An 11,926-nucleotide genomic window follows, 5' to 3' on the forward strand; every position below is an offset into this window, starting at 1 on the left:
GCTTTTACATCCCGAATGTATAGTGTTAAAGGCGTTTTAGCTAATTCTTTTAAAATTAGGTTACCATTAGAGTAACTCATGAAAGGTGCTGTCGTAGTTTTTAATAGAGATTAATTTTTTTGTAACCCCTTAATTTTTAAGTATATGGCATTAGATTTCAATAAATTCGCACAAGAAGGTAATACATTCGTCAATCAACTTGCAGAAAAGCTAGGGCATACCAGCGAGCAGGACCGTGGGCAGGTAACCCGCATCCTTAAAGCTGTGATGCATACCCTTAGGGATAGCCTGGAGTTCCATGAAAACCTGCATGTTATTTCCCAGCTGCCAATGGCCCTTAAGGCTGTGTGGGTAGACCAGTGGGAGTACAAGGAGAAGCCCCATCGTGCGCGCAGCATAGAGGAGTTTAAAGATATTGTTAAATCTTACCAGCGCCTCTATGGTGAACAGAATTTTGACTGGGGCAAGGGTACAGACGAGATTGTACGGATTACCATCGACTCCCTGAAGCAGTACCTTACTACAGGTGAGGCCATTCATGTAATGGGCCAGCTACCTAAAGAGGTACAGGAGATCATGGGATAAAAGCTTGTTGAAAGCATAAAAGAAGCGCTTCTGCTGTTTGCGGAAGCGCTTCTTTTATGCTTATATTTTTCATTTCAGGTTGGCTGCCTGCTCTTTGCGAAGGCCCTGCAGAAAATTATTCAAAGCAGTTTGCCAGTCGGCAGAGGCATCCCAGCTGGAGCCCGCATACACATCGCCGCTTGGTATGTGACGAATGTAAAACTTGTAAAGCGGCTCACCGGTATCCGGCCCTGCCTGCAGCTCCAGCGGCGACTCTTCATTAGGTGCGTAAGTAAGAAAACGGCGCAGGTTATCCTGTGCTGTATACAGGTAGAGCAGCACATAGGGATAGCCCTGCTTCATGCGCAGCACATCCTCGGCTGTTCCGGGTTCTGTAACACCCCATTCGTAGGGATAAAGCTGCATAATGCTTTTTAAAGCCGACAGGCTATCGCTGCTGCTGGTTTTCATGAATGCATAGCGGGGCACAGCCAGCTTATCGAACTTAAGGTCGAGCGGATAGGAGAAGAAGCGTTTTTTTATATTGATGTTATCCGTAGTATAAAACAGCTCCGGTGCCTCCGGTATCAGAAAATTGCTTAGATGCAGCTTTTCTGCATTGGCCGCCAGATACAGCGCTTCTGCTGCATCGGCAGGAGCAGCCGCTTTGGTTTGCCAGGCAGCAGTGCCGGCATCTACCAGTCCCAAACCTTTTTTACCGATGGGTGCAACGGTAAGGGTAATGTCGCTGCCCTTATCAACCAGAATAATATTCTGGATATCGCGCTGCTGAAAATCCCGTAAGAAACCACTGGTGGCATCGGGGCCTGAGAGTACATTGCCTAGCTCATAATAAGCAACCGCATCGATACCAGCTTTTCTTAAGCCGGGATGTAATGCTTTGGCAACTGCCTCCCACGAATTCTGACCGCCAGCTCCCTGCATTACGTTTATAACAACCACGCTACGGCTTTTAAGCAGCTCTGCAGGTAGTTTCTGGCTAATGGAGAGCTGAGAAACCGGGTTATTCTGCGCCACCCCCGAAAAAACCAGGCATAAAGCAATTAGAAGAAGCAGTAGGTGTTTCATTATACAATTAACCGACAAGCCTTATTTTTAGTATAGGCAATCTTAAAGTTGCACAAAAAAAGTATCACGTACAAAATATATGGTATATGGTATATGGTATATGGTATATGGTATATGGTATATGGTATATGGTATATAACAATTATTCCCGGCACCCACGCCATGTTTTAGATTTTCCGCCAGCTTAATCTTAGAATCTATTGTCTGTCTTCTAGTTTCTCATCTCCGCCAACGCCTCACAGGTACTTCAACATCAGGTTAATAAACTTTTGAATCTTTGGCGAATAAGGAGGTTTGAAAGTACCGGTTGAGGTTAAACCGCTCCGCTGCCGCATTACCGGCTTTTGGTTGCTGAAGTCCATAAAGCCCCAGTGCCCGTGTGCCTTGCCGATGCCGCTCCAGTTAACTCCGCCAAAGGGAAGGTTGGGCTGCAGGTAGTGAATGGCTGTATCGTTAAGGCATACACCACCGGCAGAAGTGCGCTGCAGCACTGCTGTCTCTACCTCTTTGCGGTTAGTAAAAAGGTACAACGACAGGGGCTTGGGCTTGGCATTTACATAACTGATCGCCTCCGACAGATCTGTATAACGCCTGATGGGCAGAATAGGACCAAAAATCTCTTCCTGCATCAGGCTGCTTTCTTCAGGCACATCGGTAACTACTGTTGGCGCAACAAAAAACTGGGCAGCATCGAAATTACCTCCTGTTTCTACTACAGCACCTGCATCTGCCGCTTCATCCAATGCAGCCTTTAGTCGCTCAAAATGTCTTTTATTAATAATGCGGGCATAGTCATTACTTTCCTTTACCTGAGCTCCTTCGCCACCATACATGCCGTTGATGGCCTTCCTTAATTCCTGCACCAGTTGCTCACACACACGCTCATGCACCAGCACATAATCGGGCGCTATGCAGGTTTGGCCGGCATTGAGCCATTTACCAAAGGCAATGCGCTCGGCTGCTTCTTTCAGGTTGGTGGTGTAATCAACTATGGCTGGAGATTTACCCCCTAATTCCAGGGTTGCGGAGGATAGATTTTCGGCAGCCGCCTTCATGATGATCTTACCCACCTGCGGACTGCCGGTAAAGAAAATATGGTCGAAAGGCAGCTTCAGCAAAGCCTGAGCTACCTCTTTGCCCCCCTTAAATAGTGCCACTTCATGAGGCTGGTATGTTTCTGCCACCATACGCTCCAGCAGGCCTGAGGTATGTGGCGTTTCTTCCGATGGCTTAAGCATGGCAGTACAGCCTGCCGCAAGGCAGCTTACCAGGGGCACCAGCAGCAGATTGAAGGGGTAATTCCAGGGGGCAATGATCAGGCTTACGCCTTTTGGCTCGTACTGAATGTAGGAGCGTGTACCCATAAACTGCAGCGGTGTTTTTACCTTTTGGGGCTTCATCCAGTCGTGCAGATGCTTAATGGCATGTTTTATCTCGGCCTGCACCGGGTATATTTCTGTAAGATCGGTCTCCGGATTAGGCTTTCCAAAGTCTCTGTAGAGTGCTTCATGAATGGCATTACGGTTCACCTCCATCCAGCGCTGCAACTTCTTCAAACGCTCTATGCGCTCTTCTGCCGTGCTTCTGCGCCAGGCCTGGCTGGTAGTTCGCTGTTGCTGGAACACCTGTAGCATTTGTGCAGGTGCATCGGTATCTAAGGCAGAAGTGGTAGCAGCTGTTTCCATAAGTTCTTTTCGTTTCTTTACGGCTTAAATAAAGATTGGATACTAACCAAAGAGTACCTTCAGGTAAAAGGAGGGCTTTTTAAGCTGCTGGCGCACATCCATATCGGTAAGCATACAGCTGATGGTTTGCCGCAGGGTTTCGTTGGCCGTGGCTTTGTTTACCACCATACTGAAAAGCCAGGGATAATTGAGCAGGTCCTGCAGGGTTTTGCTAAGCCTTAGCTCTTTCCAGAGCCTGTTGTAAATGGCTGTATCATAACCCTTCAGAAAAGCCGCAGTGTAGTTTTGCGCCTCCAGGGCCTTTTGCGCCCACTGGGCTGCCAGCTCCCCACTGGCCAGCGCATTGCCAATGCCTTCTCCCGTAAATGGATCGATGAGTGAGGCAGCATCGCCGGCCAGCATAAAGTTATCGCCGCTAACACCCCTCTTCTTTGAACCCAGCGGCAGCCCAAAGCCTTTTACCTCATCCAGCCGCCTGGCATGCCTAAAGCGCTCCCGCAGCTGCGGGTCCTGCGCTATAAGCTCCAGCATAGATTTGCGCAGGTTTACCTTTTTTTTGGCCACCATATCGCTGCGCATGCCGGCACCTACATTGGCCCTGCCATCGGGCAGGGGAAATATCCAGAAATAACCCGGCAGAAACTCCTTCAGAAAATGCAGCTCAATGTGCCCATCGGGGTGCAGTCCCTGCACGCCTTCATAATAGGCCCGGATGCCGGCAACATAATGCCGCTTTTCGGCATGAATGCCCCCCAGTGCTTTTGCCTGCTGCGAGTGTGCTCCGTTGGCAAAAACAGCCAGCTTTGCCTCTACCTCTACAAGGCCTTTTTCATCCTGCAGCCGCACACAGTCTGCCGAAACACGTTCCCATTTAACCAGCGCCACACCTTCTGCTACCTCGATCAGCGGATGCTGCTTGCACTGCTCCATCAGAAAATTATCGAACCAGAGCCTGGGTGCCACATAGCCGGGGGGTTGGGCCTGAGGCAAGTGGCGGTCTACAAAAGGAACATCCAGCACCTGCCGGTTTGGGGCCACAAAACGGGCACCCCAGCTGGGCAGTGCGGCAGGCGCAGCAGCCAGCGCTTCCTTAAGTTCCGGGGCCAGCCTGTTGAGCATGGCTACCGACCAGCCACTAAGGCCATCGCCACAAATTTTATCCCTGGGAAAGCGGGCTTTATCGACCAGCAGGCAGGCAACACCGGCTTTTGCAAGAAAAAGAGCAGTAGCGCAGCCAGCAGGGCCTGCGCCAACAATGCAGATTTGGTTTTTGTACAACACAGTCTTCAATTAGAAGAAAAAATGTCTTGCTTCAAAATTTAGTATTTCTTTTTGCCTCCGGAAGGCCCTGGCTTTTAAAACAGGGCTTATGCAAGTGACTGAACTAGACTAAGTTCAAGCTAATTGAAGACAGATTTTTATGTTTTGGAAGCCAAAATTCAGAGACATTTTTTCTTGTTTAAACAATAGTTTGTATATTCAGTCTTGCCGTTTTCCTTAACTCCTTTGAGGCGCAACCAGAGTTTAGCCCTATAATTATTGTTCTTGTGCAGGATAATTTGCAAGGTATAGAAGACAGACTTTCTGCCGGCAGAAAGGCAATTAGTAGAAAAGCCCTGATGCAAATGGGCTTTGTGCTGGCACTTTTGCTGATAGCCGTAGAAATGTATACTACCTACAGTAGTTTAGAGGCCTATGCTGCAGAAAACAAAGAAACCATTACCACCTACAAGCTGCTCAATGCCTCGGAGCAGCTGATCTCCACTTTAAAAGATGCCCAAACCAGCCAGCGGGGCTACATTTTAACCCAAAATTCAGAATTTCTGGAGCCCTACCATGAGGCAAATAAGCAGGTACCGGAGTTAGTTCAGCAGCTGCGGGCACTAACAGCCGTTTATCCGGATGAACAAAAGGTCTTTTATGATATAGAAGAACGAGTGGCACGGCTACAGGCATACCTGGCAGAAACCATAAATCTTAGCAAATATAAGAGCCGCGAGGAGGCCATTAGCCTGGTTAAAAATGAAACAGGTGCAAACCTGATGGATAGCTTAAAAAGCGATATCCGAAGCTTTGAGGCTTCATTTCAGGATTTGCTCCAGAACCAGAAAGCAACCACCTCTACAGCCCGGCTACAGGCAAGCATGTACGGACTCTCTGGTGGGTTTATAAGCCTGGCACTGCTTTTTATTACTTATGTATCGCTTCGCCGCATGCTCTCTAAAGAGGAGATACTGGCAAGAGGCCTTAAAGAAGAAGTTCAAAAACAAACCGAAGAACTCCATGCCGCAAACGAGGAGCTGCTGGCAGGCAATGAAGAACTGACTGCCTACGTAGAAAACCTTAACACCACCCAGGAAGCACTGGAACGGCAGCAGGCCTGCCTGCAACATGCCTACAGGCAGCTGGAAAGCGAGGATGCACGCAAATCAGCAGAACTGGAGGAAGCACGGGCACTGCAGCTTTCCATGCTGCCCGATGCACCCCCTGCACTCCCGCACCTGGACCTGAAACTGTACCTGGAATCGGCCTCTGAAGTAGGCGGCGATTACTACGACTACCGCATAAACCCTGATGGTAACTTTACTTTTGCCATTGGCGATGTAACCGGCCATGGCCTGAAAGCCGGCATCCTGGTTGCCACCGCCAAAAGTTACTTTCAAAACCTCTGGGACCAGCCGGGCGAGGTTATCCTGCAGAAAACATCCGAAGGCATTCGGAGCCTTAAGTTGCGTGGCATGTACATGGGCATGATGGTACTGCAGCAGCAAGGCAGCCACTACACTGTTACCGCTGCCGGAATGCCACCCTTGCTACATTTCAGGAAGCGCAGTGGCGAGGTAGAGATCATAAAACTGCCAGGCCTGTTTTTAGGCTTTCATGAAAAACAGCAATTTCAGCAGCAGCAGGTATTACTCGAAGAAGGTGATATACTGCTCGCCCTAACGGATGGATTGCTGGAAGCGAAAAACCCCTCCCGCAAAGTGCTGGGCATAAAACGGCTGGCTAATAAATTAAAGGAGCTGGCCCATCTTACAACATCAGACATAAGCGGCGAGCTGATTCGCTACGGCAGAACATGGATACAGAACCCTGGTGGCTTTACTGATGATCTGTCGATGATCATTCTAAAAGGAAAATAGGTAGACTCCTTCTTCTACACCCGGGCCGCCCCTTTTGTGGGCGGCTTTTTCTTTTCCCCTACCCTTACTATATTATCATAGTATATTTTTTCAGATACATGATAGCAGCAACATTTTCCAGAGCACTTGCCCCTTTCAGCCATTGGGGACTCCTGGCATTGCGCCTGGCTTTTGCCGTACAGCTGATCCACGGAACCCAGGATAATGTTTTTAGCTGGGAGCGCATGCTGGAGTTTCGCGATTTCCTGGAAGCAAGAGGGGTTCCTGCCCCGCTTGTTGCTGCACATGTTTCGGCTTACGCCCAGTTTATTTGCGGCATCCTGTGGATCGTTGGCTGGCAAACCAGGCTGGCTGCTGCCATTATGGTGATAAACTTTATTGCAGCACTTATTATCGTACACATAGGCCTGCCTTACGAACAAAACTTTCCTGCCATTAACGTGCTGGCCGTTTCATTCTGCCTGTTGCTTACCGGTCCGGGCAAAATATCGCTCGATCACCGGCAGCATGCTGCCTGAGTAACAGCCAGGAATAGCTGGAAAGCAACAAATTTCTTCAAACCAAAGCCTTAACTGCTTAAAAAGGCCTTAAACAAATTTTCTACCCTATTTTTATACAGATAGGCTAATCCCGACTGCCTTCTTCCCGTTTTTCAGTATGGGGCATCAGGAAAATATATTATAAATGTTATGCATGCATAACATATTTTTTTATATTTGAGTTAATACAAACGCAGCCTGTATGATTTTCAAACGGTTGCAGGAGCAGCTATCGACCTGGCATCTATGAAGAGAGAAGAAACTGTAGATTATAATATTAAAGCAGCCTGGCATGCCATATCACGCATGTATAACACAGAAGCTGGCAAGTACGATATTACCACCTCTATTGGCTTTGTGCTGCTGAACATTGATGCTGAACTGGGTACACCGGCCACCAAAATTGCACCACTGCTGGGCCTGGAGGCACGCAGCCTTACCAGGATGCTGAAGAACATGGAAGAAAAGGGCCTGATCTACCGCCAGGCAGACCCTGTAGACCGGCGCCTGGTGAGAATTTTTTTAACAGAAGAAGGAAAAAATAAAAAAGAAATCTCACGCCGCACTGTAAAATCTTTCAACCAGGCGGTAGTAGAGAACATCCCTCCTAACAAACTACAGTGCTTCTTTGAAGTTATCAATTCTATCAACAGGCTTGTAGATGAACACAAGTTTAAATAGCAGCAAGATGTGAGCAATAAGATGATAGGCCTGGGGCTGTAAACCTGCAGTTCTGTCTCTTATATACAACTTCTAATACTTCTTTCTTCTAACCACTATAATTTAATCTAAACCCATACACCAAGCTATATGAAACGAACCATCAATAAGGTTACAGTTCTGGGGTCGGGCATTATGGGCTCGCGCATTGCAGCACATTTTGCCAACATAGGCGTTAAAGTGCGCCTGCTCGACATTGCCCCTTTCGAACTTACCGAGGATGAACAGCAGAAAGGCCTAAGCCTTGACGACCCACGCGTAAAAATGCGCATTGTATCACAAAGCTGGGAGAACACCCTGAAAAGCAAGCCAGCTTCGCTCTACACCCCTGATTTTGCCAGCCGGGTTGAGCTGGGCAACTTCAAGGATAACATGAAAGACATTGGCGACAGCGACTGGGTGATTGAAGTGGTGGTGGAAAACCTGAAGATCAAAAAGCAGGTTTTTGATGATGTTGAAAAGTATCGCAGGAAAGGTACCCTTATCACTTCCAACACCTCGGGCATTCCTATTCACCTGATGCTGGATGGCCGTTCTGATGACTTTGCCCAAAACTTCTGCGGCACTCACTTTTTTAACCCGCCCCGCTACCTGAAGCTGCTTGAAATTATCCCTACCCCTAAAACCAATCCGGAGGTAGTAGACTTTTTAATGAAGTATGGCTCACAGTACCTGGGTAAAACCACCGTACTGGCCAAAGATACCCCTGCCTTTATTGCAAACCGTGTAGGTATCTATGCAATTCTGAAGGTGGTAGACACCATGCAGAAACTTGAGCTGAACGTAGACGAGGTAGACCGCCTTACCGGCCCGGTAATAGGCCGCCCCAAATCAGCCACCTTCCGTACCTCAGATGTAGTAGGCCTCGATACGCTGGTAAAAGTAGCCAACGGGCTATACCACGGCCTGCCCAACGATGAGCAGCGCGAAATCTTTAACCTGCCCCCGCAGGTAAACGATATGGTAGAGCGCAAATGGCTGGGCGACAAAACCGGCCAGGGCTTCTACAAAAAAACCAAGAACTCCAAGGGCCAGACTGAGATCCTTACCCTGGACCTCAACACCATGGAGTATGGCGAAAAGCAGCGCCCCAAGTTTGCCACCCTGGAGCAAACCAAACCTATCGAAAACCTGAAGGAGCGCATGCCGGTACTGCTTAGCGGCAAAGACAAAGCCGGTGAGTTTTACCGCCACAGCTTCTATGGCCTTTTCCAGTACAGCAGCAACCGCATACCCGAAATTGCAGATGAGCTCTACAAGATCGACGATGCCCTGAAAACCGGCTTTGGCTGGAAACTGGGCCCCTTCGAAACCTGGGACATCCTGGGTGTGCAGAAGACTGTGCAAAAGATGGAAGAGCTGGGCTATCAGCCTAACCAATGGGTGTACCAGATGCTGGAGAGCGGCAACAACAGCTTCTACAAAACCGAAGGCGGCCGCAGGCTCTACTACGATATTCAGAGCAAAGAATATAAAGGCATACCAGGCACCGAAGAATTTATTCTGCTGGATACCCTGCGCGGCTCTCAAAAGGTATGGGGCAATGCCGAAGCCACTGTGTTTGATCTTGGCGATGGCATCCTTAACCTGGAGTTCCACAGCAAAATGAACACCATGGGTGCCGGCGTCATTGAAGGCATCAACAGGGCCATTAACCTGGCCGAAGAAAAGTACCGCGGCCTGGTAATTGCCAACGAAGGCGATAACTTCTCAGCCGGCGCCAACCTGGGCATGCTGTTTATGTATGCCATTGAGCAGGAGTTCGATGAGGTAGAGTTTATGGTGCGCCAGTTCCAGCAAACCATTATGCGTGCCCGCTACAGCAGTGTGCCGGTAGTGGTAGCACCCCATGGCATGACGCTGGGCGGTGGCTGCGAGCTTACCATGCATGCCGACCAGGTGGTGGCAGCTGCCGAAACTTATATAGGTCTGGTAGAGGTAGGCGTTGGCCTTATTCCTGCCGGTGGTGGCACCAAAGAATTTACCCTGCGTGTAAGCGATAAGCTGGAGTCTGGCGACGTAGAATACAACGCCCTGCAAAATGCATTTATGAACATTGCAACGGCAAAGGTGGCTACCTCTGCCTATGAGGCCATGGACATGAACATCATCCGCAAAAAAGACCGGGTGGTGGTAAACAAAGACCGGCAGATTGCCGAAGCCAAAGCTGCAGCTCTTGCCCTGGCCGAAGCAGGTTATGTACAGCCCATCCAGCGCAGCAATGTAAAGGTACAGGGCAGGGGAGGCATGGCACTCTTCCTGGCGGGTATACATGGCATGCGTGCAGGTAACTATATTTCCGATCACGACCAGAAGATTGCCAGCAAAATTGCCTACGTGATGTGCGGCGGCGACCTAAGCTATCCGCAGGAAGTAAGCGAGCAATACCTCCTCGACCTGGAGCGCGAAGCCTTCGTAAGCCTTTGCGGCGAACGCAAAACCCTGGAGCGGATACAGAGCATTATTCAGGGAGGCAAGCCTTTGAGAAATTAGTAATTAGTAGTGGGTATTGAGTATTTAGTATTTAGACATAGTCAATGCATAATTATAAACAGCTTAAGGTATGGCAAGAAGCTGTGGCGCTTGCAACTGACATTTACAAACTAACTGCTCAATTTCCTGCTGAAGAACGATTTGGGCTGCAATCACAAGTGCGAAGAAGCTGTGTCTCCATCGCATTGAATATAGCTGAAGGGGCCGGACGAGCGACTTCTGGCGAGTTTAAACAATTCATTGGCTACGCAAGCGGATCTGCAAATGAAGTTGATACAACCCTGATCATCTGCAGAAACTTAGATTTATTAACAGAAGAAGAAGTAAACAGAGTATCGGCTAAACTTGATTCAATACAGAAAATGCTATACAAGCTTAAAAGTACCCTGTAGTAGTCCCAATACTCAATACCCAATACCAAAAAATGAACGCATACATAATAAACGGATATAGAACAGCGGTTACCCGGGCCAAGAAGGGCGGGTTTCGCTTTACGCGGCCCGATGATCTGGCTGCCGATGTGATCAAACACCTGGTAAGCCAGGTAGGCATAGACCCTCACCAGGTAGATGACCTGGTAGTAGGAAATGCCGTACCCGAAGCCGAACAGGGCATGCAGATGGGCCGGATGATCTCCCTGCTTTCCTTACCTAAGGAAGTGCCGGGTATGATCATTAACCGCTACTGCGGCTCCGGCATTGAGGCCATTAATATTGCCGCCGCCCGTGTAAACGCAGGCATGGCCGATTGCATTATTGCCGGTGGCACCGAAAGCATGTCAATGGTACCCATCATGGGCTACCGCACGGCACTGAACTACAAAATAGCCAGCCAGTTTCCGGAATACTACACCAGCATGGGGCTAACGGCAGAGCATATCTCCGAGGAGTTCAACATTAGCCGCGAAGACCAGGACCAGTTTGCACTGGCCAGCCACCAGAAAGCAGTAAAGGCACAGCAGGAGGGCAAGTTTAAAGACGAAATTCTGCCTATAACGGTAGAAGAGACCTACCTGGACGAAAACATGAAGAAAAAGACCCGCACCTATACCGTAGCGGAAGATGAAGGCCCACGCCCCGACACCAACCTGAAAGCACTGGGCAGCCTTAAGCCGGTATTCCGCCTGGGTGGCAAGGTAACGGCAGGTAACTCCTCGCCAACCAACGATGGTGCTGCCTTTGTAATGGTGGTAAGCGAAAGGTTTCTGAAAGAAAACAACCTGAAGCCTGATGCCCGCTTTGTCTCTTACGCCGCAGCCGGTGTGGAACCCCGCATCATGGGCATTGGTCCTGTTGCTGCTATTCCAAAAGCTCTTAAATATGCAGGCCTCAAACAGAGCGACCTCGATCTTATCGAGATGAACGAGGCTTTTGCGGCACAGTCCCTGGCAGTAATACGCGAGCTTGACCTGGATACCACCAACTTTAATGTAAATGGTGGCGCCATTGCCCTGGGCCACCCACTGGGTTGTACCGGAGCAAAGCTTAGCATCAGCATGATCAACGAAGCCAAACGGCGTGGCAATGCCAAATATGGTATGGTAACAGCCTGTGTAGGCGGTGGCCAGGGCGTAGCCGGCATCTTTGAATTTTTACAGTAGCGGGTAAGTAGCATCTGGTAATAGCGGCAGTTAAAACATAGAAAATGCCTTCGCTCACAAACGCCAGATACACATTGCCCCATACCCTGTACA

The 11,926-nt window shown here is 49.1% G+C and carries 10 protein-coding genes; 7 read left to right on the top strand and 3 right to left on the bottom strand.

Annotated features, from left to right (window positions below):
• Positions 1-144: 144 nt before the first annotated feature.
• Positions 145-585 carry a DUF2267 domain-containing protein gene (locus tag KWJ01_RS25445; RefSeq protein WP_224999953.1) on the top strand — a complete coding sequence of 147 codons (441 nt, stop codon included), beginning with the start codon at positions 145-147 and terminating at the stop codon, positions 583-585.
• Between the two features lie 69 nt (positions 586-654).
• On the opposite strand, the gene KWJ01_RS25450 is transcribed toward KWJ01_RS25445, so the two are convergent.
• The 3 genes from KWJ01_RS25450 to KWJ01_RS25460 all read right to left on the bottom strand — a co-directional run bounded on the left by KWJ01_RS25450 (position 655) and on the right by KWJ01_RS25460 (position 4,619).
• Positions 655-1,653: a hypothetical protein gene (locus tag KWJ01_RS25450; protein WP_224999954.1), complete on the bottom strand. Its 999-nt coding sequence runs from the start codon at positions 1,651-1,653 to the stop codon at positions 655-657.
• 236 nt (positions 1,654-1,889) lie between these two features.
• Positions 1,890-3,338: an aldehyde dehydrogenase family protein gene (locus KWJ01_RS25455; protein WP_224999955.1), complete on the bottom strand. Its 1,449-nt coding sequence runs from the start codon at positions 3,336-3,338 to the stop codon at positions 1,890-1,892.
• A 42-nt stretch (positions 3,339-3,380) separates the two neighbouring features.
• A complete protein-coding gene (locus KWJ01_RS25460) occupies positions 3,381-4,619 on the bottom strand; it encodes an NAD(P)/FAD-dependent oxidoreductase (protein WP_224999956.1) in 1,239 nt (412 codons plus the stop codon).
• 266 nt (positions 4,620-4,885) lie between these two features.
• Between KWJ01_RS25460 and KWJ01_RS25465 the strand changes: the two genes are divergently transcribed.
• The 6 genes from KWJ01_RS25465 (at position 4,886) to KWJ01_RS25490 (ending at position 11,833) form a co-directional block, all read left to right on the top strand.
• Positions 4,886-6,481 carry a CHASE3 domain-containing protein gene (locus KWJ01_RS25465; protein ID WP_224999957.1) on the top strand — a complete coding sequence of 532 codons (1,596 nt, stop codon included), beginning with the start codon at positions 4,886-4,888 and terminating at the stop codon, positions 6,479-6,481.
• Between the two features lie 98 nt (positions 6,482-6,579).
• A complete protein-coding gene (locus KWJ01_RS25470) occupies positions 6,580-6,999 on the top strand; it encodes a DoxX family protein (protein ID WP_224999958.1) in 420 nt (139 codons plus the stop codon).
• A 267-nt stretch (positions 7,000-7,266) separates the two neighbouring features.
• A complete protein-coding gene (locus tag KWJ01_RS25475) occupies positions 7,267-7,701 on the top strand; it encodes a MarR family winged helix-turn-helix transcriptional regulator (protein WP_224999959.1) in 435 nt (144 codons plus the stop codon).
• A 129-nt stretch (positions 7,702-7,830) separates the two neighbouring features.
• Positions 7,831-10,233, top strand: a complete 2,403-nt coding sequence (locus KWJ01_RS25480) for a 3-hydroxyacyl-CoA dehydrogenase/enoyl-CoA hydratase family protein (protein WP_224999960.1) — start codon at positions 7,831-7,833, stop codon at positions 10,231-10,233.
• Positions 10,234-10,277: 44 nt separating this feature from the next.
• Positions 10,278-10,625: a four helix bundle protein gene (locus KWJ01_RS25485; protein WP_224999961.1), complete on the top strand. Its 348-nt coding sequence runs from the start codon at positions 10,278-10,280 to the stop codon at positions 10,623-10,625.
• Between the two features lie 32 nt (positions 10,626-10,657).
• On the top strand, positions 10,658-11,833 hold the full coding sequence (locus tag KWJ01_RS25490) for an acetyl-CoA C-acyltransferase (RefSeq protein WP_224999962.1): 1,176 nt from the start codon (positions 10,658-10,660) through the stop codon (positions 11,831-11,833).
• Positions 11,834-11,926: the final 93 nt, after the last annotated feature.

This window comes from Cesiribacter sp. SM1 (assembly GCF_020178975.1).
Lineage (GTDB): Bacteria > Bacteroidota > Bacteroidia > Cytophagales > Cyclobacteriaceae > Cesiribacter.

Excerpts from the sequence above, each read along its gene's own strand:
- KWJ01_RS25445 (WP_224999953.1), top strand. The coding sequence starts at position 145 with ATGGCATTAGATTTCAATAAATTCGCACAAGAAGGTAATACATTCGTC.
- KWJ01_RS25450 (WP_224999954.1), bottom strand. The coding sequence starts at position 1,653 with ATGAAACACCTACTGCTTCTTCTAATTGCTTTATGCCTGGTTTTTTCG.
- KWJ01_RS25455 (WP_224999955.1), bottom strand. The coding sequence starts at position 3,338 with ATGGAAACAGCTGCTACCACTTCTGCCTTAGATACCGATGCACCTGCA.
- KWJ01_RS25470 (WP_224999958.1), top strand. The coding sequence starts at position 6,580 with ATGATAGCAGCAACATTTTCCAGAGCACTTGCCCCTTTCAGCCATTGG.
- KWJ01_RS25475 (WP_224999959.1), top strand. The coding sequence starts at position 7,267 with ATGAAGAGAGAAGAAACTGTAGATTATAATATTAAAGCAGCCTGGCAT.
- KWJ01_RS25480 (WP_224999960.1), top strand. The coding sequence starts at position 7,831 with ATGAAACGAACCATCAATAAGGTTACAGTTCTGGGGTCGGGCATTATG.
- KWJ01_RS25485 (WP_224999961.1), top strand. The coding sequence starts at position 10,278 with ATGCATAATTATAAACAGCTTAAGGTATGGCAAGAAGCTGTGGCGCTT.
- KWJ01_RS25490 (WP_224999962.1), top strand. The coding sequence starts at position 10,658 with ATGAACGCATACATAATAAACGGATATAGAACAGCGGTTACCCGGGCC.